We start from the raw sequence: 20,324 nt of genomic DNA on the forward strand, positions 1-20,324 counted from the left end.
GAGATTGCAGGAAAATGATGGAAACCCACACCGAGCTCGGCGAGGACGCTGCTGGCGTGCGCGCAGAGATCCGCCGCTTCCTGGATTCGGCACCTAAACCGGACGGACTGCGCAACTACGGCCCGACGCCCACCGACACGGATGTCACCCCAGGCCGGCAGTGGCATCGCTATCTCGCCGATCACGGGTATGCCTGTCTGCACTGGCCCACACGACACGGCGGCCAGGGCGCATCTGTTCTGCGGCAAGCGATCTTCGCCGAGGAATGCGCTCGCGCGGAGGTCCCGCGCCAGCTCGGAATTACCGCAATCGACTTGGTTGGCCCCATCCTCATCCACTTCGGGACCGTTCTACAGCAGAGCCGATACCTGGAACCGATACGTCTCGGCGAGCACGTATGGACCCAGCTATTCTCCGAACCGGACGCCGGGTCCGACCTGGCGGGCGTCCGTACACGCGCCGAACAGACAACATCGGGCTGGCTGATCAACGGTCAGAAAGTGTGGAGTTCGGCGGCGAAATCAGCGCAATACGGCCTATTACTGGCGCGCACAGGCAGCGATAGTCATCGAGGCCTGAGCATGTTTGTCGTGCCGATGAACGCGACCGGGATAACCGTCCGGCCCATCACTCAGATCGACGGCGAGAGCAAATTCAACGAAGTCTTCCTCGATGGGGTCGAAGTTGACCGGGATGCCCTGATCGGCGAAGTCGGCCAAGGCTGGCAGCTTGCGATGTTCACCCTCGGCCGCGAACGGCTGACGCTGGGCTCTCAGGCGGTGTCGATGTTCAAACTGCATGCGCGGATGGCTCAGGCAGCCCGCGATCGCGGACTACTCGATCCAGTGCTCGCACGGTCACTGACCCGACTGTGGGCGAGGATGTGGCTGTTGCGTGCGACCTGGCAGCGCGCCGTCGACCGCGGCGACGTGGCCTCTCCTGAGTTCTCAGTGCTCAAACTCATGACCTCAGAAACAGATCGCGACCTCGGAGACCTGGCCACCGAAGTCCTCGGCACGGACGCCTGCGCACATTCCGATGACAATGATCTGGTTCACAGCATGCTGGTCGGTCGCGCCCAGACCATCCTCGGCGGAACCAGCGAGATCCAACGCAACGTACTCGGCGAACGCGTCCTGGGTCTTCCCAAAGAGCCACGGTGACTGCACATGCCGGGCGGATGCGTATTCCGGCCCACCGCAAACAGTCTCGCCGTGAACAGCCCCGAGATGCCAAGGAGAGACCATGATGACCGCACCCTTGAACGGCCAAGTAGTCCTGGTGACAGGTGGTGGACGCGGTATCGGCCGAAGCCACTGTTTGGCTCTGGCTGCTCTCGGAGCCGCGGTCATCGTGAATGACCCCGGAGTCAGCCGCGACGGCAGCGGCGGCCAATCCGCGCCGGCGGCAGCCGTTGTCGAGGAAATCCAGGCTGCGGGCGGTACCGCCATTGCTCACACCGGTTCGGTGTCGGCGTGGGCAGATGTCGCCGACATGGTCTCCGCCGCGGTCGATACGTTCGGAACGCTCACCGGCGTGGTCAACAACGCCGGGATCTTGCGCGATGCCACCGTGGCGAACGCCACCGAGGAAGACTGGGACGCAGTCATCGCCGTACACCTCAAAGGCACATTCGCCGTCACGAAGCATGCCTGTGCTTACTGGCGTGATCAATCGAAGTCCGGGCGCCCGGTCGATGCGCACGTGGTCAATACCACCTCCGGCGCCGGTCTGTGGGGCAATGTCGGGCAGTGCGCATACGGAGCGGCCAAGGCCGCCATTGCCAACTTGACCGTCGTCACTGCGCTCGAGGCGCGCCGCTACGGCGTTGCGGTCAATGCGATTTCGCCTCTGGCGGTGACCCGGATCAGTGAAAGCTTCTTCAGCGCCAACCAGGCATCCGACACCGCACTCGACCCGGCACGTAGTTCACCAGTGGTGGCGTGGTTGCAGTCACCGCAGTCCTCATGGCTGACGGGACAGATCCTACGTATCAACGGAGCTCGACTCAGCAGGGTTGAAGGGTTCACAGAAGCTGCCAGCTCCTACCACGCCAGCGACGGAATATCCCTGCAATACAAAGAAATAAGTGACGCCGTCAGTTGGCTCTACGGCACCGCACCCCGTGGCCTTGCCGGTCCGCTCCCCCAGAACTGATGTAACTGGTAGAGACGATCAACACCCGGAGCAGCCGGGTCCCACCAAACCGAGGAGATTCCAGTGCCGGTACCCGTTGACAGCGCCTGCGCCGATCGCGCTCGGGAGTACCACCTAGATCACGCTTGCTACCGGCATGATCTCCGCCGCTACCTGCGTGATCTGGAGTGGTCCAGCGAGTGGCGCGACGCTCCGCACACCAGCGCCGAATCCGAAATGACGCACGGTGCCGCTGTGCTGGCCCGACTCCACCAAGCCGGCTGGAATCGTTATGGCTGGCCCGAACACGCTGGCGGGCTCGGTGGCAACGAGGTGCACCGCGCCATCTACTACGAAGAACTCAGCCATGCCATGCTCCCCGTCCCCGCTCAACACTGGACCCTGGAAACCCTTGGCCCAGCGCTGATCACGTTTGCGCCCGAACTCGCTTCAGCGTATCTGCCGGGCTACCTACGCGGCACCGAGTGGTGGGGTCAATGCTTCTCAGAACCGGAAGCCGGTAGCGACCTGGCTGCACTCCGGACTCGCGGCACCGACGACGGGCGTGGCGGCCTCATCATCAACGGCCAGAAGATATGGACCAGTCAGGGCCCGACCGCGACCAGGCTCCTGGCGCTCGTGCGCACGGGCACAACAGAAAGCCGTCACCGCGGGCTGACCATGGTCATGGTCGACGCGAACGCCGCCGGCGTGACCGTGCGTCCGATCTCCTTGGCCAGCGGTCGACGCGAACTCGCTGAGGTCTTCTTCGACGACGTCGCGGTGCCCCGCGCCCGAATCGTCGGCGATATCAACGGCGGCTGGGCCGTAGCCATGCATCTCATGCAATACGAACGCGGTATGTACGGCTACGCAGTATTGACCAGTGCCCTCACACAACTCGGGCATCTGCGCGCGTACATCAAAGCCAATGGCGCGGCTGCCGCGCAACGAGAACGTTTCGCGCGCATCTATGTCGAAGTGCTGGCAGCCCAGGCCCGCGCCGCAGCCACCGTGCACGCTCTCGCCAGTGGCGACGCCGTCGGGCCCGGCAGCAGCATTGACAAACTTCTGTTCAGTAAGGCTGAAAAGGCCGTGCACGACCTGATTTTCGACGTCAAACACGGCCAGATCGTCACCGGCGCCCTACCCAGCACTCCTGCGGAGCGCGATCAAGCTCGAGCGGATTGGTGGTACTCGAGAGCGGCAACCATCATGGGTGGCACCGCCGAAGTGCAACGCGGCATCATCGCCGATCACATCCTGCAACTGCCTAGGGAGAAACGTTGATGAGCGCTACCGGTGACGAAACTTGGCCGATCGTCGAAGAAGCGGTGCTACGCCTCTTTGCCGAACTCCCTGCCGGAGAACACGTGCCGCTCGGCCGGCAATTGGCGGAGATGGGTTGGGCAGAAATCGAATCGGAGTATCCGATCGAATCCGTCGAGCTGTTGTTCCGCGCTCAGGGCCGATATCTAACCCACACCGACTGCCTCGACCGCGTCATGCTCGCCGAACTCGGGCCCTCGCTTGGCGGCGCTGCCGACTCAGTCCTGTTGCCGTTTCCCGACGGCGGTGTGCCGAACAGAGAGCAGGTCGCCGGGATTGTCCTGGGCCCGCTGAGCGGACGAATCGCGGTCGCAGTGCCCGGTACGGACGGCGCAGTCGAGTTGACCATCATCGACGCCGATCAGCTCCGCGGCGCCGCACTCGATACTTTCGACCCCACGACGTGCTGGACCCGCGTGTGGGGCCCTACCCCGATCACTCCCGGGGCCAACGCTGCCCACGAGTGGCGGCGTGCAATTGCCGCCGCGCAGCGTGCCCTGGCGACCGAATTGACCGCGGTCACCGAACAGCTTCTCCAGATCGCCGTCCAGCACGTCACGGTCCGCATGCAGTTCGGAGCCCCAGTTGGCGCGTTTCAATCCCCCCGTCATCTACTGGCCGATACCTGGGCAGATTTGGCAGCCGCTCGCGCTTTGCTCGCCAACGCATGGCGCTATGGCGGGCCGCTTCCGGCACAAGTAGCCAAAGCCGCGGCCGGCCGAGCCCACCGCGGCGCTGCCGATGCTGCGATGCAAGTCTGCGGCGCAATCGGATTGACGGTCGAACACGTACTGCACCGCTACGTCACTCGGGGCGTGCAACTGGATGCGTTGTGCGGGTCCTACCATCAGCTTGAGACACAGCTGGCCGAGGAGCTGTTCGCGGCAACCGACGCCGCAGCACTGCCTGCGGTCATCACCTGCGGCTGAGCAATCCAGCACGAACACCATACATCTGAGGCTGGTGGGGAACTCGGTTCCCTACCAGCCTCAGATCTATGGCCCAGCGACGCGCGGACCTCAGCCCTTTTCAGCGGACAGGATCGTCACCGCGGCCACCGCGGTCGGCCCACCGACGTTGTGCGCCAACCCGATCCGGGCACCGTCGACTTGGTTCGCAGCCTCTCCGCGCAGCTGACTGAACAGTTCGTAGCACTGAGCGACACCCGTTGCGCCCGGTGGGTGGCCTTTGGCCTTAAGCCCACCGCTGGGATTGACCGGCAACGCACCCCCGACATAGGTCTCACCCGACTCAATCAGTTTGTAGCCCATATGGCGTTCGGCGAAGCCAAGATCCTCATAGCTGATCAGCTCGACCCCGGTAAAGCAGTCGTGCACCTCAGCCACATCGATATCACGTGGGCTTATGCCGGCCATCGACATAGCAGCCTTCGCCGCCCGCACCGTCGCGGGGAATGAGGCCATGTCGTCCTTGTGCTGATGCATCACCTTGTCCATGCCCAGCCCGACGCCACGCACCCAGACTGGCCTGTCGGTGTAGCGGTCGACGACGTCTTCGGCGACCAGAATTACCGCTGCGGCGCCGTCGCTCTGAGGAGTGCAGTCGTAGAGGCCGAACGGATCGACAACTATCGGCGCTGCCAGCGCCTGCTCCACACTGATCTCATAGCGCAACTGGGCCTTTGGGTTATTGACGGCATGGAAGTGGTTCTTAACCGCCACCATCGCCATGTGTTCTTTGGTTGCAGGCGACTCGTGCAGATAACGCGTCACGTGGAGGGCAAAGTTCGCCGGCGCTACAAGACCAAGCGGATAGTCCCACGCATTGTCGCGCGTGAGCGTCGCCCATTCCCAGAACGTCGAATTCGTCGCCGTTTCCCTCACTTTGTCCGCACCAAGTACCAGCACCACGTCGTACAGGCCCGAGGCGACCGCAATCGCCCCGTTGCGAATCGCGTCATTTCCTGTCGCGCAGGCATTTTCGACCCTGGTCACCGGTATCTCGGTAAGGTCCAGCGTGTCGGCCACAATGCCCGCCGGGAACCCGTCACTAGTGGTCAGCTCCCCAAACCAGATGGCGTCGATGTCAGCCTTTTCGATCCCTTTGTCGACATGTGCCACTGCTTCGGCGTAGGCCATAGGCACCAGATCTTTGAGACCTAGACCGAAGTGTTCACCGAAAGGCGTCATCCCGGCCCCGACGATTGCAACATTCCTCATGCTGTCACTCCTTGCTTTCCCGGCCAGAACGCATAGCCATAATCAGGAATACCGGTCCGCATCGCGATCCTGCGGAACACGATCGCGCCGGGCTGTCCGACTGTCACCTCTCCCGCCGGCACGCCGGTCACTTTCAGCAACACGCGCACGGGGCTATCGTCAAGCTGGACAACCGCCAACGAGTAGGGTCCCGGCAGGTCAGGAACCGCGAGCCGCACCGTTGTGTGGGTGTACACGGTCCCCGAGCGCGGAAGAGGCTGCATGTGTTGTGGGGCCGCCAAACCGCCCGCCGAATCCACCCGCAATCGCGGCGGAAACACCGGCCGGGCATCGATACCCGGCCGCTCCACGAAAATGGCCGCTTCCCAACGCAATTTCGGATCGAAAGCGCGCTCGTAGGCGGCTAGCGAGATCGGGATACCGGTGCCCGACGCGGACGTAAGGGATGGGCGCTCTCGGGCCAGCGGTTCATCACGCACGACAAGCGCCGAACCTTGGCCCAAGGACAACTCCGCGACAGTCGCGCTGCACTGCTCGACGGCGACTATCCAGCCCGAAACCCGTCGCTCGATCCCTTCCGCGATCGAACGCAGCACGGCCGCACCAGAACTCGCGGATTCGGTGATGGCCGCCGACGCATGCCACCGCTGGTCCAACTGCGCCGCCTTTGCGCCGACGACCGCGATTACCGGGCCAGGACCTGACAGATTCAGCCGCGCCAAAGTGCCTTGGACGCCAACGTTCCGCTCCAGTCGGGCGTCACCGTACACGTGCCGCACTCCATCACTACCCCGTGCCACAATCGGCAAGCTGCGGTTCTGACGTGCCAGAACCCGCACCCGGAGGTCAGATCTTCCCGTCAGTAGCGCGGCCGCGCCCCCTGATTCATCGGCCGCGATTACCAACGTGCCGTCACTGGCTTCGGCAACCTGATCCAGCACCGTCGGCGCCCCGCCGAGCACCTCAGTCACGGCAACGTCGGCGGGCAGAGACAACCCAGCCAACAACACCGCCCCGCTACCGCCTTCGAGCAGCGGATAATCGCGTGATACCAGCACTACCCGGACGGCAGTACCGGCTGGATCGGCGGCCCGCCCCGCAGCCACTGCCATCGTCACCGCGTCTTCATCGGGCCCTGACACACGCCGGCCACCTACCTGCCAGGGCGGCAGGTAGGTGCCGATCGAGACAACCGCACTCATTCGGGCCCCTTTTCGCGTTGATGTGACGGGGCGATTCCCTCGTCACTCCATTAGGTATATAGTTATATCATTAACTGTATAACCAATCTCGTGAACCCGTGCTGATTAGGAGACCCGTGAACAACTCAACCCCGCGCACGCTCAACAACCGCGTCGTCGTCATCACCGGCGCCAGCCGCGGCATCGGGCGCGAGATCGCAATCCGGGCCGCGGCCGACGGCGCCCACGTCGCGCTACTAGCCAAGACGGCAACTCCGCATCCCAAAATCACTGGCACCCTTACCGAAACAGCGCAAGCTGTTCGCGCCGCCGGTGGGCAAGCCCTCTCACTGGTCTGCGACGTGCGCGAGGCCACCAGCATTCAAAATGCGGTCACCGAAGTCGTCGACACCTTTGGCGGCATCGACGTCATCATCAACAACGCCGGCGCCCTGGACTTGCGCCGAACGCCGGAACTCCCGCCCAAGAACTTCGAACGCCTCCTCGCCACCAACGTCGCAGGGCCATTCGCGCTCGTGCACGCCGCCTATGACCACCTGCGCCGCTCCGACGCCGCGCATATCCTCAACGTCTCCCCACCCCTCAACTTGACGCCCGCCTGGGTTGGCGCGCACGCCGGCCACACTGTCGGCAAGTACGCGGAAAGTCTGCTCACTCTCGGCTGGGCTGCCGAATTCGCCGCAGTACCAATCGCAGTCAACTCTCTGTGGCCCGCCACCACGGTTGCCAGCACCGGCATGATCGCCGCCATGGGCGAAGACGTGATCACCGCCCAGTCGCGAATCCCGAAAATCATGGCCGACGCTGCCCACGCGATCGTGACCCGGCCAACCGCCTGCAGCGGCCACTTCTACACCGATGAGGACGTCCTCACCGAAGAAGGCATCACCGACTTCTCGCGTTATCGGCTCGCAGCCCGGGAACAGGACCTCACGCCGAACTTCTACCTGTCCAATGTCTCGCTCCCCACGGTGTAGGGGGCGATCCAGTGAGCAGCTTCGACGTCCTGTGCGCCAACGATCCCGATCTGGCTGTCCAGCGCACCCGCATCCGCGACTTCTTGCGCGCCGACCGCGCCGCATACGGCTGGCAGCCCAACGTAGATTCCTGGCTCAGCCAATGGGATCCGGCATTCAGCGCCCGCCTCGGCGACGCCGGATTCATCGGGCTGACCATTCCCCAGGCGTACGGCGGCCAGGGGCTCGGGCACCTCCACCGCTACGTAGTCACAGAAGAACTGCTGATGGAGGGGGCGCCGGTTGCGGCACACTGGATCGCCGATCGCCAAGTGGCGCCGGCTCTGCTCGCATACGGCACTGAAGATCAGAAGAGCCGGCTGCTGCCAGGTATCGCGACCGGGCGGCTACACACCGCCATCGGAATGAGCGAACATCAGGCGGGCTCCGACCTGGCCGCAGTACAGACCAAAGCCGTCCGCACCGATCACGGCTGGGTTCTGAACGGCACCAAAACCTGGACTAGCGGCGCCCACCATGCCCACCAGATCGTCATCCTCGCGCGCACTACTCCCCTCGACCCTCACCACCGGCACGCAGGTCTAAGCCAGTTCCTTCTGCGCACAGACACCCCCGGCATCACCGTCAGCCCGATCGTCTCGATGTCCGGCGAACACCATTTCAACGAAGTGCAGCTGAACAACGTCCACGCCGCCGATAGCGACGTGCTCGGCACAATCGGCAACGGCTGGCACCAAGTGACCGCCGAACTCTCTTTCGAAAGAAGCGGTCCCGAACGGATACTGTCCACCGCGCCGCTCGTCGAGGCCGCCGTCAGTGCGCTGTCGGCAAACCCAACGATTGACAACCACGTGGCCGCCACCGTCGGCGACTTGCTCGCCCGGCAAATCTCGCTGCGCCAGCTATCCATCAGTGTCGCCCGCGCATTGGCCGACGGACACGATGCCGCGACAAAAGCAGCGTTGGTCAAAGACCTCGGCACCCGCTTCGAACAGGACTCCGTCGACGTCATCGCAGACTTGCTCACCTACGCCCCGGACCGCCCGGGCTTACCCGACCTACTCGCCAACGCCTGGCTGCACAAACATGTGTTCACATTGCGCGGCGGCACCAACGAAGTTCTGCGTGGCGTGGTCGCGCGTGAAATGGGCCTGCGATGACCGCGACCAACGCATTACTCGGTGGGCTCTTCACAAGCGCACCAGCAGACCACGATGACCACACAGCGCCCCTTCGCGATCTGGTCAAGCAAATTGGAAAACGCTCCTTCGACGCCCGCGTCGGCCACCAGCACCGACCCGATGTCTTCGACGACACCCTGTGGTGCCAACTCGAGGACACTGCACTGTCGCGTTTAACCAGCACTTTGGATCTCGACGCCGGCCCCACCGAGGCGGCCACCATGCTCTATGAGCTCGCGCGCCATGCCGCCGCGGTGCCCATCGCCGAAACCGATCTGCTCGCAGCGTGGTTGGGCCAGCAGAGCGGACTGCCAATTCTTCAGCACGGGCCGATGACCGTCGCGATTGCCGACGCCACAACGGCGGGTGACCAGATCACAGGCGTCGCCACCAACGTGCCATGGGCCGCGACCTCAACGATGGTCCTCGTCGTACGCATCGGCGACACCCGCTATACCGCGCTCGCCGAGCAGACCGAGATTCGCAGTGGTCAGAACCTAGCGGGAGAACCCAGGGACACCGTCCACTTCACCGTAGCCCGCGACGATCTTCGCCCAATTGACGTGCGCGTCTACACCGAGCTGATTCGTCGAGGCGCCTGGGCCCGCTGCATGCAAATGATGGGGGCGCTAGACGCCACCGCTGCACTGACCGTCACGCACACTCGTGACCGCGAGCAGTTCGGGCGAGCACTGAGCAGCTTCCAATCCGTTCAACACGCGCTGGCCACGATGGCCGGACAGATCGAACGCGGCCGCGCCGCCGCGACCATGGCCGTCGCTGCGGCAACCGACTTCGGATTCAGTGCCCCACAAACCGAATTCGCGGTCACCGTCGCCAAGACCGTGCTCGGCCGTGCCGCCTCCGACGTCATCACCATCGCCCACCAGCTTCACGGCGCCATCGGGGTCACTGCAGAACATCCGCTGTGGCGATACAGCACACGACTACGCAGCTGGTCGGACGACTACGGCACCACCGTCCACTACGCACAACAGCTCGGCCACGCCGCCTTGGCCGCCGCCAGCGTATGCGATCTCACGATAGGGAACCTCGCCCCGCCCAGCACCAACCAGGCCGGTCACCTCACGTGATCTCGGACAACAATTGGCCAACAGCGTCCTTGCGCCTGGCCGGCCGCCACTCGGAGCTAAGCTAAACATTCAACTAGATGATCATTTAACGCTATACGCGCCGCTCAAACGGCGCGGTGGAGGACATACCATGGACGTCCATAGCCTTCGAGAACCCAAGATGGCCGATCGCGTCGCCACAGTGCTGCGGAAAATGGTTGTCCGAGGCGAGATTGCCGAGGGCACCATGCTCCCTCCTGAAACTGCGCTGATGGAACGGTTCGGGGTGTCCCGACCAACACTGCGTGAAGCGATTCGAGTACTGGAATCCGAGTCCCTCATTGAAATGCAACGTGGCGCGCACGGTGGCGCCAGAGTCGCCCGCCCCCAACGCGAAACCCTTGCTCGCTATGCCGGCCTCATCCTCGAAAGAGAAAGCGTCACACTCCGCGACGTCTACGACGCCCGCATCGCCATCGAGATACCGATGATCAAACAACTCGCCAGCGATCAGAACCTCGCGGTCATCACTGAGCTAGAAGACATCGTTGCCCGCGAAGCGACACTTGCGCCCGGGAGCCGCGGGGTCGACCAACTCACAGACTTTCACGCCGCGATCGCTCGACTGTCGTCGAACCACACACTGCGCATCATCAGTGAAATGCTGCACCACATCATCGAAAAGGCCAACCGATCGCTGCAACCAACCACCGGCCCGCGTGCCGAACAGGCCCTGCGTCGCTCCGCCAAAACACACCGGATGGTCTTGGACCTCATCAAGGCAGGCGAGGCAGAGAAAGCGGGTGAGTTGTGGACCAAACACCTGCAGAAGGCCGAAGAATTCCTCTTCGCCAACTCTGAGATGTCCACGGTCGTCGATCTTTTGGATTAGGTCCAACTGACACTGTTGATCCTCGTCAAGAAATCCGCACGTCGCGGCACCGCATTGCACAACCGGCCGCCAAGAGAATTCATGGAGCAGTCCATATGAGCACCTCATCCCTGGTTCAATACCGCGTCGACAACCGTGTCGCACTGGTCACCGTCAACGATCCCGACCGCCGCAACGCTGTCTCCGCCGGCTTGTCGACCCAGCTACGGGCGGCGGTCACGGAGGCCGAAAGTGACAGTGGCGTGCACGCATTGGTCGTCACGGGCGCCGGTAAGGCATTCTGCGCGGGCGCCGACCTAAGTGAACTTGGCGTGGCCACCGAGGAGGGCCTGCTGGGAATTTATGACGGCTTCATGGCCATCGCAGGATGCACGCTGCCGACGATCGCTGCCGTCAACGGCGCGGCAGTCGGCGCCGGACTCAATCTCGCCCTCGCCACCGACGTCCGCATCGCAGGCCCGCATGCCATGTTCGACCCACGTTTTCAGAAACTGGGTATCCACCCTGGCGGTGGCGCAAGCTGGATGCTGCAGCGCGCTGTCGGTCCGCAGATTGCCAGGGCTGCATTGCTTTTCGGCATGAAATTCGATGCAACCACCGCAGTGCAGTACGGGCTGGCATTACGGGTCGCCGACGACCCCGTAGCCGCCGCCCTGGAATTGGCAGCCGGTCCGGCCTCCGCGCCACGCGAGACCGTGCTGGCGACAAAGGCGTCGATGCGGGCCACCGCGGTACCCGGCTCGATCGACACCGATCTCCATCAGCTCGCACTACATACCGAGCTCAGGCCTCAGGCGATCTCAATCGCGTCACCCGAATTCGCTCGCCGCCTGGCGGCCTCAGGCCGGCGCTGACGTTTCGACGGCTACCGAATAGTGGCGGCCAGGTCGCCCGACATCGCATACAGCTGCGGTCCCCAGCTGCCCCAGTCATGTTGGAGGCCATCCGGGAAGCCGAAATGCGCATTGTGCCCACCGGCTGTTCGGTAATGCGAATAGAAGGTCAGGTTGCTACCTTGAGCCTGGTCGCAGTAGCCGATCATCGCGGCCGGATCGCTGCACGTCACCGTCAACGGACTGAACACCCACAGACGAATGTTGTTGTCTATCAACAACCCGATATGCGCGTTCGGGTCGTGCCACTTCCAACGCCCGAGCTGCGCCGCGCCCCACATAGCTTGAGTGTTCACTCCACCGAACCGCTGCATTCCTTCGGTGATCGCGCCATTGAGGTCGGTGGCCGACGGATACAAGAACCCCGACAGCGAACCGGCGAACCGGAAGCGGTCCGGATGGAACTCGGCCAGCGTCAGCGCTGCGGTGCCGCCCTGCGAGGCACCGACGATTCCGTGACCATTCGGCGCCAGCCCCTTGTTGGCCGCCAGCCAGTCCGGGAGCTCCTGGCTCAGGAACGTCTCCCACTGCTTGCTGCCGTCCTGCTCCCAGTCGGTGTAGAAGCTCCACGCGCCGCCCGCCGGCGCGACCACGGAGATGCCCTTACCGGCCAGCGTCCCCATAGCATTGCCGGCCGTCACCCAGTTGCTCACATCGGGACCGGCGTTGAAGGCATCGAGCAGACAGACAGCGTGCGGTCCGCCGCCCTGGAAGGCCACTGGAATGTCACGGCCCATGGCTGCAGACGGCACCACCAAATACTCAATTTGGCCAGCGGCCTTGCTGGTTGCTGTGGTCCACAGACACACCGCAAGAGCGGCCACCGCCAGTACGGTCCGCAGCGCCAGCGCAACCGACCGCTTGCCCCAACTCAGATCACCGATCGACGAACACTCCCCGGATACCCGGCCAAGGTTTGACATATTCGGTCACCTACACCGGAGGATAGGCCGGGGGTGGATATGCACCGCGCAGGGCCCACGGCAACCAGTTGAAGAAGTGCTCGATCTCATCGCTGGCGTCGTAATCTGGACTCGGATCCATACCTCACCTGTCTTCTTCGCATTACCGTGGATGATCACCGTGCGCGATTCGGGTTACCCAGCAGCAGAACTGAATCACACGCGTTCTAAGTCGGACTTCCGTAGACGGCCACCACCACAGAACGGTCGATGCTGTTTTCGGACCAGACACCCATTTCAGTGTTGGCACAGTTACTCATGATCGCCATGTCGGATGGGTTGTAGTACCACTGGTTCAGGATGTCGATGCCGTTTATGGCGAGGGCTGGGTTGATGGCAACGGTTTCGGCTACAGACCCGCGATAGCCCGCCGCCCGCGCACGATCAGTGACAGTCGAGCCGTCGGATCCGCTGTCACCGTCTAGGTTTCGGTTCGCCATGAGGTCGTCGGTGTGCCATTGTGCAGCGAGCATCAGTTGGTTGCTCATTCGTATGTTGTTCGTACATCCAGCCTGATGCTGGATGGTGTAGATGTTGGCCACCACACTGTTGTTAAGGCGGCTGTTGTCGGCCAACGCCGCCGAGATAGGTGCCAGCGCGAACGTCACTGCGCCAAGTGCCAGCACTGTAATGGTTTTCATTACGACTCTCATGCGGGTCGGTATCCGGCCGCGGACTGGCGTAGTTGCCAGATCTGAGCCGGACACAGTTCGTTGACGGCCTGGTTGATCAGATATCCGGCCTGGTATTCATCGGTAGTCTGTATGTCGTCCTTGACCTTGGCGATCAGGGCACCGTACGGACGGCCAGCGCTGACGTCGTCGCACACTCCATAGCCGTACTGCAGGGCGTCCTCAGGTCCGCTGAAGTGATAGCCCGGACGGACCGCGATGTTGAAGACGTAGGCGACGGTATCCGCATCGGCGACTGCCGTGTTCAGCATCGCACTGGCCGCGATCGCCATGAGGATGACCGCTCTAGCAACGCTTCGCTCAGTGAACATTCCGGGTTTCCGGCTTACATCGGCTCGAACTGAGAAATAAGCCAGCGGCTGCCGACTTTGTCCAAGGCGACTTTCACGCACGACGTGCTGGAAGTCGGAGCATCAGAACCAACAATGATGCTCTGATTCACGAACAGCAGCACGACCGCATGCTGGTCGCTGGCAGACAGCGACGCCGCTGCCGGCACCGTGGCTAACGAGGATATGTGTTTCTGCTTGGCTCCGGGGATAACGATGTCGTGGATCAACGACGAATACGAGTCCTTGAACGCACCCGTCAACCGGTCGCGGGCATCGTTAAGCGTCCTGTCAGCCGAATCGGATTGGTAGGACAGCAGCGCCACAGCGCTTTCCGTTGCCGCATGGATCGACTCGGTGCGAGCGGTGTCAGCCGCGGTGGCTGAGTGGTCTTGATACGACATGAACCCGACGGCAACAGCCAAGAGCAGTACCGCTGCTGGCAGCAGACCGAAGGCAACCAGCCGCCAATGCCCACCGGCCTGTCCGTGCTCTACGCACGGCTCGACCGCAGTATCGGTCTCTGGTTCTGATTCGCGAGTTTCGCTGTTCTCATCTGCAAACTCGTTCGCACTGTCATCGCCGAGATCGCTTGGCCGGTCGAGCGTTTCGCTTGTGGATGTCACCTTAGTACTCCTGTGCGTTGTGGCCGGTCGGGCACAAGTTGGCCATCAGGGCACGAACTCAACATTTGAAATCTTCGCGTCAGTTCCATTGCCTTGGACGCTGATTCGCATCCGCCAGCGACGCGGCTCCTGCTCGGGAGCACCCGCCGATACGGTTTTCACCGATACGGCTACAAGCACCTGGGCTTGATTGCCATCTTGTGATTCGACCCCCGCACCAGAGACAGTGCCCGTCGACACGGACCGCATCTGTTTGACTACATCGACAAACGGCTGGGCGCGCTTCTGGAAGTCCTCGCGGAATACGCCGGTCGACGAATCCAAAATGCGCTGGACATCCTTATCGACCTCGGAGTAGTTGATAGTGGTGAGGTTGACGGCCCCCTGCTTGGCCACTTCAACAAACATGTTGCGCTGGTCGTCGGCCTGCTGATGGCGGTGGCTGTCGTAGCCGAGCCATCCGCCCAATGCAGCCAACCCAACTGCGATGACCACACTAGCCCAGATTGCCAATCGAGCCGGTGAACGCCGACTCGAAAAAGAGTCTGCAACAACTGGTTTAGCCGAGTCGTCGTCGAGATCGATGTCATCGGCCACATGCTCAGCATCGCCCTCGATTTCCGGGCTGTGCGCTGCCAGTTGCTCGACGACATCAGCATCGGCTGCCATGCCTGCTCCTTATTGCCGTTCGATCCAGTGATCCTGAGGCACGATCAGTCGGCCACGTGACTGATCGATTAGGGGCGAAACGTAGCGAGACCGATTTGAGGTGTCAACGGTGCATACCGCTGAGCGGGATAACCGGCCATTTCCAATGCGGCCGCGGCATAAGTGTGCGAAATTCCGCGGCCTCGTTTCTGATCCCCTTGGCAACCAGTCGACGCGGCGGCGGTGAGCCGAGCAATGTTCAGTCCGATCGTGAACCCATGGACCCGGTGTATACGACAAGGTCTGCACGCCAGCCGAGCGACCACCCACTGCGTCGACGGACGGCTCCATCGCACCGGCATCGACCACGAACGTGAACCGACCCACATCCTGGCCTGTGGCCACCACATCACGGTCCGTAGCTGGGTTGGCGGAGTTAGCTGATCGCCCCATACGAGATCGCCCGCCAGCGGACCACAGAAGGAGGCCCGACTACCTGAACTGCTGGACGCCGTGGCCGCCGGGTATGGGGTTTGGGCAACACCGCGCCGCATGGACGGCGCACTCCCCACACCCGGCGGCGGCTCTGCCGGCCAGCGCCGAGGTCACAAGACGTACAGCATCTCCTGATAGGTGGGAAGCGGCCAAAGATCGTCTGCAACAACGCCTTCCAATGTGTCGGCGGCCGCCCGCACCGCGTCCATCTTCGGCAGCAGGGTCTGTGCGTGCGCGGCCTCTTCGGCGGCGGAATCACCGCCGTGTTCAGCCAGGGCCGCCTTCAACGACGCCAGCGCCGCAGTCAACTCCGAGATCGGCGCGCCGACGGTTTCAAGCAGCGTCATGTCGGGGGCCAGCCCCGCCGCCTTCAGTGCGGCCACGTTCTGTGCCAGCTCGGTCTGGTACCGGATCGCGGCCGGCAAGATGACCGTCGACCCGAGCTCCAGTGCCAGTTTCGCCTCGACACCGACGGTGAGCGCGTACATCTCGTACCGGACTTCTTCGCGACTCTTCAGCTCACGCGCGCTGAACACCCCGTATTTCTCGAATACTTCGATCGCCTCCGGAGTCGACAGCTGCGGGATGGCGTCCAGCGTGGTCTTGAGGTTGGGCAACCCCCTCGCTGCAGCCTCGATCTGCCAATTTTCGGAGTAGCCATCGCCGTTGAACACAACCGCTCCGTGCTCGGTGATGATCTCGGTGAGCAACGTCTGGACTGCCGCGTCGAAGGCTTCCCCGTCACCGACGGCCTTCTCCAGCGCGGACGCCATGTAGTCGAGCGAGTCGGCCATGATCGTGTTGAGGACGATCATCGGGACGTTGATCGTCTGCCCTGATCCGGGCGCCCGGAATTCGAATCGGTTGCCCGTGAACGCAAATGGGCTGGTGCGGTTCCGGTCGCCCGGATCGGTCGGCAGCACAGGCAGCGTGTCGACGCCGATGATCATGCTGCCCTTGCCTTTTGACGAAGTCGCCGCACCTTTGGCGATCTGCTCGAAGACATCGGCGAGCTGGTCTCCGAGGAAGATCGAAATGATCGCGGGCGGCGCCTCGTTGGCCCCCAAACGATGGTCGTTGGTGGCCGAGGCCACCGAAACCCGCAGCAGTCCGCCGAACTTGTGCACGGCCCGGATCACCGCGGCGCAGAACACCAGGAACTGGGCATTCTCGTGTGGGGTATCGCCGGGCACCAGCAGACTTCCGAACTGCGCGTTGCCCATTGAGAAGTTGACATGCTTACCGGATCCGTTGACGCCGGCGAATGGCTTCTCGTGGAACAGGCATTCCATGCCGTGCTTCTTGGCGATCTTACGGAACACCGTCATCAGCAGCTGCTGGTGGTCAGCGGCGATGTTGGCCCGCTCGAACATCGGCGCGATCTCGAATTGCCCTGGGGCGACTTCATTATGGCGCGTCTTGGCCGGAATACCGAGCTTGAACAACTCACGCTCGGTGTCCATCATGAAGGCCAGCACCCGGTCGGGAACGGACCCGAAGTAATGGTCGTCGAATTCCTGGCCCTTGGGCGGTTTGGCACCGAACAGGGTGCGACCGGCGTTGATCAGATCTGGGCGCGCCAGGAAGAAGTGGCGGTCGACCAGAAAGTACTCCTGCTCCGGGCCACAGAACGACACAATCGGGTCGAAATCCTTGTGGCCGAAAAACTTCAGAATGCGCGCTGCCTGGGCTCCCATCGCCTGCTGACTGCGCAGCAGCGGCGTCTTGAAGTCCAGCGCCTCACCGGTCATCGAGACGAACACCGTCGGGATGCACAACGTGTTCCCGTTGGGGTTCTCGAGGATGTACGCGGGGCTGGTGACGTCCCAGCCGGTGTAGCCGCGTGCCTCGAAGGTACTGCGCAGGCCACCGGAGGGGAAGCTTGACGCGTCCGGCTCGCCCTGGATCAACGTCTTACCCGCAAACTCCGCCAAGGTCTGACCGTCTGACACCGGCTCCAGGAAGCTGTCGTGCTTCTCCGCGGTGAGCCCGGTCATCGGATAGAAGACGTGCGCGTAGTGGGTGGCGCCCTTGGACAGGGCCCAGTCCTTCATCGCCGACGCCACCGCGTCCGCGACCGCCGGGTCCAGCTTCGCGCCCTTTTCAATGGTGGCGACGACGGACTTGTACACGGACTTGGGCAGGCGTGACCGCATCTCGGCGACGCTGAAGACGTTGGCTCCGAAGATTCCACCGGGCTCCTCACCCGGCACGAAACTGACGGCTGGAGGCACGTACGCCTCGACCATGTTGATCGCCTGCAGGCGTACGGCATTTCCGCTCAAAGGAGTTCCTCATTCATCACGATCGCCCGCATCGTTACGGACGGTTGACCGCCAACGCTATAAACGCCTCGTGGCGAAACTGTTACGCACGCGTCAACGTGGCAATTCGTCTCCGGCGTTCTCGCCGAGGATCGTTCAAGGTCCCGGACACGGGGGTGACGCGCGTCCACCTTTGCTCATGCACAAGACCAAGGACACCGCATCCTCGGATAGGAGTGCTGGTGTCAGAACTGCTTGCAAGAGCAGGCCACGAATCGCGGCAACGGCGACGGTGGCCATGCACAGCGCCTCCTTGGCGTCGCGCCCCTCACGTTCTGCGAGCGAGGCCAACATCATGGTCAGGTCGTCGAGCGAGTCGATGAACTCACGAAAGTCCCCTGGGCTGTGCGCCGCAAGTCCTACGACGTGGAAGAAGCCGCGGACCCGCGACAGCCGCTCCGGATGGCTGTAGGCCCGCCAGATCGCCACGACAAGTTCATCAAAAGTGCCCTGCTGGGCGGTCTCGAAAAACGCCTCGTTGTCACGAGATCGCTGCACCTTGAGCATCGCCGCCAAGACGCCCGAGAGTGACCCGAAGTGGTACCGCAGCAGGGCGTGGCTGGTCTCGGCTCGGGCGGCGACCTCACGCAGTGACATCTCCGGCGAGGGAAGCGACTCCCCGAAGGCAGCGAGAAGCCGAGCAAGAAGACGCTCGCGCGCGCCGCCTTTGCGTTCCGCGCTTGACAAGATCACTCCCGCACTTTATCCATTGGATAAGTATTGTCCAATGGATAAAAGCCGCTGAGAGCTCCGTGCTGCGAGGCCGGCCGACTTGCGAAGGACCTTTGATGAGCGCCATGTGGCAAGGCTGTCTCGCGGACACCGAGTACTTCGAGATGCGTTCCAGCGGTGGGCACGACTACGGAGTCTGGGTTACCACGCCACCCGGCTACGACAGCACGACAACACGGGTGCCCATCGTGTATGTGCTCGACGGCAACTTTGCCGTGGGTCTGACGGCTCCGCTCATCGTCACCCAGATGGACCCCATGCAACGGATCGAGCCCTACATCCAAGTCAGCGTCGGGTACGCGGGCGAGGAAGCACAGGACTGGGATCGGCTGCGCAACAGAGACTTCGTGCCACCCGGTGAGCCCATCGCCAAGGAGCTCATCGATGCCGTGGAGATGGGATTGCAGGCGGGCATCAGGACACGCGAAGAAGCTGACGCCTACCTCGCCGAATTACGCGACACCCACGCCGATCTGTTCCTGAGCTTCCTGACCGCGGAATTGCACCCGCGGATCGCACACGACTACGGCACAGCCGCAAGCGGTCACGGCCTTTTCGGCTATTCCTACGGTGGACTTTTCAGTCTCTATGCCTGGCTCACCGGCAGCACCCTCTTCGAGAGCATCGGAGCGGGCAGCCCCGGAATCCTGGCTGAGAACAGTGAGATCTTCGCGCTGCTTCACGAGATGGATGACAGCCGGCGGGCCGCCAAACTTCACCTGACCTTCAACGACCGAGAGCTTCTTGGAGATTTGGCCGTCTATCAGAGTCTCGCGAAAAACACGGCCACCGTCCTTCACCGCCTCACCTCGTGCGGCGCAACGGTCACCAGCGCGCTCCTGCACGAAACGCACGTGACTGGCCTGCAGGCCTCGTTCCTCAGCTACCTCAGGACCTGCCGCCCACGGTAAGCACGAGCCGCCTCGTCTCTTCTCCGGACGCAAAACCGCTGCCACGGAACGCAACCGAGCAATTATCGAGGCGGGAAACGCCATCATTTCGTTTCTTCAACCAGCTTCTCCAGAAGCGGTGTCAGCCTGAAGTCAACGAGCTTGCGCATGACCAGCGAGGTGTTGGTCTGCTCGACACCGTCGATATCGAGTATCCGGCCGGCCACCCGGTAGAGATCGTCTGCGTCACGGGCGACTACGTGAATCAACAGGTCGATAGCACCGCCGAGTCCCTGCACTTCGACGACTTCGGGAACCTGCTGCAGCGCTCGGGCGATGGCAGCGAGCTTGCGCTGCGTGACGCGCGTCAGGATGAACGCCGTCAACGGGTAGCCCAATGCGGCGGGATCGATGCGTCTCTCGAACGAGCGCAGGACGCCTTGTCGTTCCAACTTGTTGATGCGTGCCTGGACGGTGTTGCGCGACAGCCGGGTCTTGTCGGCCAATGCGATCACGGTGGCCCGAGGGTCATCGTTGAGCGCCTTGAGGATCCGAGCATCCAAGGCGTCGACTCTGGTTTGCGTGGTCAAAATGACAACCTCCAACTGAATGCCCGAACATCGACATCAGCAAAATGCTCAGTCGACCCACGTGAACTTGTCCAAAGTGTAGTTCGATGCTCGACTTGATAGCGAGTTCTGCACCCGTACGGAGCTCCGACGACCGCCTCACCGCGGTCGGTAGCGCCCACGCTCTCACCCGA

The 20,324-nt window shown here is 62.8% G+C and carries 20 protein-coding genes and 1 pseudogene; 10 read left to right on the forward strand and 11 right to left on the reverse strand.

Annotated features, from left to right (window positions below; all coding sequences use genetic code 11):
- Positions 1-17 precede the first annotated feature (17 nt).
- From AC3WTE_RS07605 to AC3WTE_RS07620, 4 genes are all read left to right on the forward strand, one after another.
- Positions 18-1,163: an acyl-CoA dehydrogenase family protein gene (locus tag AC3WTE_RS07605; RefSeq protein ID WP_492436729.1), complete on the forward strand. Its 1,146-nt coding sequence runs from the start codon at positions 18-20 to the stop codon at positions 1,161-1,163.
- A gap of 82 nt (positions 1,164-1,245) precedes the next feature.
- On the forward strand, positions 1,246-2,157 hold the full coding sequence (locus tag AC3WTE_RS07610) for an SDR family NAD(P)-dependent oxidoreductase (RefSeq protein WP_492436730.1): 912 nt from the start codon (positions 1,246-1,248) through the stop codon (positions 2,155-2,157).
- A 63-nt stretch (positions 2,158-2,220) separates the two neighbouring features.
- Positions 2,221-3,426, forward strand: coding sequence for an acyl-CoA dehydrogenase family protein (locus AC3WTE_RS07615; RefSeq protein ID WP_492436731.1), 1,206 nt, complete (start codon positions 2,221-2,223; stop codon positions 3,424-3,426).
- Positions 3,426-4,394, forward strand: coding sequence for an acyl-CoA dehydrogenase family protein (locus tag AC3WTE_RS07620; protein WP_492436732.1), 969 nt, complete (start codon positions 3,426-3,428; stop codon positions 4,392-4,394). The genes AC3WTE_RS07615 and AC3WTE_RS07620 overlap by 1 nt, the downstream gene beginning before the upstream one ends.
- 90 nt (positions 4,395-4,484) lie before the next feature.
- Here AC3WTE_RS07620 and AC3WTE_RS07625 read toward each other — a convergent pair whose 3' ends face one another.
- Together AC3WTE_RS07625 and AC3WTE_RS07630 are read right to left on the reverse strand one after the other, a co-directional pair.
- A complete protein-coding gene (locus tag AC3WTE_RS07625) occupies positions 4,485-5,645 on the reverse strand; it encodes a thiolase C-terminal domain-containing protein (RefSeq protein ID WP_492436733.1) in 1,161 nt (386 codons plus the stop codon).
- Complete coding sequence (locus AC3WTE_RS07630) at positions 5,642-6,847, reverse strand: Zn-ribbon domain-containing OB-fold protein (RefSeq protein WP_492436734.1); 1,206 nt, start codon at positions 6,845-6,847, stop codon at positions 5,642-5,644. Before AC3WTE_RS07630 ends, AC3WTE_RS07625 begins: the two co-directional genes overlap by 4 nt.
- Positions 6,848-6,963: 116 nt before the next feature.
- On the opposite strand from AC3WTE_RS07630, the gene AC3WTE_RS07635 reads away from it, so the two are divergent.
- The 5 genes from AC3WTE_RS07635 to AC3WTE_RS07655 all read left to right on the forward strand — a co-directional run bounded on the left by AC3WTE_RS07635 (position 6,964) and on the right by AC3WTE_RS07655 (position 11,824).
- Positions 6,964-7,824 (forward strand): SDR family oxidoreductase, encoded by an 861-nt coding sequence (locus tag AC3WTE_RS07635; protein ID WP_492436735.1) that lies wholly within the window; start codon positions 6,964-6,966, stop codon positions 7,822-7,824.
- 11 nt (positions 7,825-7,835) lie between these two features.
- Positions 7,836-8,984, forward strand: coding sequence for an acyl-CoA dehydrogenase family protein (locus AC3WTE_RS07640; protein WP_492436736.1), 1,149 nt, complete (start codon positions 7,836-7,838; stop codon positions 8,982-8,984).
- Positions 8,981-10,099: an acyl-CoA dehydrogenase family protein gene (locus AC3WTE_RS07645; protein ID WP_492436737.1), complete on the forward strand. Its 1,119-nt coding sequence runs from the start codon at positions 8,981-8,983 to the stop codon at positions 10,097-10,099. The genes AC3WTE_RS07640 and AC3WTE_RS07645 overlap by 4 nt, the downstream gene beginning before the upstream one ends.
- A 130-nt stretch (positions 10,100-10,229) precedes the next feature.
- Entirely contained in the window at positions 10,230-10,970 is a 741-nt protein-coding gene (locus tag AC3WTE_RS07650) for a FadR/GntR family transcriptional regulator (RefSeq protein ID WP_492436738.1), read from the forward strand.
- A 95-nt stretch (positions 10,971-11,065) separates the two neighbouring features.
- On the forward strand, positions 11,066-11,824 hold the full coding sequence (locus AC3WTE_RS07655) for an enoyl-CoA hydratase (protein ID WP_492436739.1): 759 nt from the start codon (positions 11,066-11,068) through the stop codon (positions 11,822-11,824).
- Between the two features lie 11 nt (positions 11,825-11,835).
- On the opposite strand, the gene AC3WTE_RS07660 is transcribed toward AC3WTE_RS07655, so the two are convergent.
- The 8 genes and pseudogenes from AC3WTE_RS07660 to AC3WTE_RS07695 form a co-directional block, all read right to left on the reverse strand.
- Positions 11,836-12,786 (reverse strand): alpha/beta hydrolase-fold protein, encoded by a 951-nt coding sequence (locus AC3WTE_RS07660; protein WP_492436740.1) that lies wholly within the window; start codon positions 12,784-12,786, stop codon positions 11,836-11,838.
- Positions 12,787-12,796: 10 nt separating this feature from the next.
- Complete coding sequence (locus tag AC3WTE_RS07665; protein WP_492436741.1) at positions 12,797-12,907, reverse strand: hypothetical protein; 111 nt, start codon at positions 12,905-12,907, stop codon at positions 12,797-12,799.
- A gap of 88 nt (positions 12,908-12,995) precedes the next feature.
- Positions 12,996-13,466: pseudogene (locus AC3WTE_RS07670) on the reverse strand (CAP domain-containing protein); the annotation flags it as partial.
- An 8-nt stretch (positions 13,467-13,474) separates the two neighbouring features.
- Complete coding sequence (locus AC3WTE_RS07675; RefSeq protein WP_492436742.1) at positions 13,475-13,789, reverse strand: DUF732 domain-containing protein; 315 nt, start codon at positions 13,787-13,789, stop codon at positions 13,475-13,477.
- A 53-nt stretch (positions 13,790-13,842) separates the two neighbouring features.
- The gene (locus AC3WTE_RS07680) at positions 13,843-14,472 is read right to left on the reverse strand and encodes an Rv1363c family protein (protein WP_492436743.1); all 630 of its coding nucleotides are present in this window, start codon (positions 14,470-14,472) and stop codon (positions 13,843-13,845) included.
- A 45-nt stretch (positions 14,473-14,517) separates the two neighbouring features.
- Positions 14,518-15,141 (reverse strand): Rv1363c family protein, encoded by a 624-nt coding sequence (locus AC3WTE_RS07685; RefSeq protein ID WP_492436744.1) that lies wholly within the window; start codon positions 15,139-15,141, stop codon positions 14,518-14,520.
- A gap of 584 nt (positions 15,142-15,725) precedes the next feature.
- Positions 15,726-17,900 carry a glutamine synthetase III family protein gene (locus AC3WTE_RS07690; RefSeq protein ID WP_492436745.1) on the reverse strand — a complete coding sequence of 725 codons (2,175 nt, stop codon included), beginning with the start codon at positions 17,898-17,900 and terminating at the stop codon, positions 15,726-15,728.
- Positions 17,901-18,035: 135 nt separating this feature from the next.
- Positions 18,036-18,632, reverse strand: coding sequence for a TetR/AcrR family transcriptional regulator (locus tag AC3WTE_RS07695; RefSeq protein WP_492436746.1), 597 nt, complete (start codon positions 18,630-18,632; stop codon positions 18,036-18,038).
- 95 nt (positions 18,633-18,727) lie between these two features.
- Here AC3WTE_RS07695 and AC3WTE_RS07700 point away from each other — a divergent pair, with 95 nt between their 5' ends.
- Positions 18,728-19,582 carry an alpha/beta hydrolase gene (locus AC3WTE_RS07700; RefSeq protein WP_492436747.1) on the forward strand — a complete coding sequence of 285 codons (855 nt, stop codon included), beginning with the start codon at positions 18,728-18,730 and terminating at the stop codon, positions 19,580-19,582.
- Positions 19,583-19,665: 83 nt separating this feature from the next.
- Here the strand turns inward: AC3WTE_RS07700 and AC3WTE_RS07705 are convergent, their stop codons facing one another.
- Complete coding sequence (locus AC3WTE_RS07705) at positions 19,666-20,151, reverse strand: Lrp/AsnC family transcriptional regulator (RefSeq protein WP_492436748.1); 486 nt, start codon at positions 20,149-20,151, stop codon at positions 19,666-19,668.
- Between the last annotated feature and the right edge of the window lie 173 nt (positions 20,152-20,324).

Source organism: Mycobacterium sp. FW102-FHT13B02, assembly GCF_058790275.1.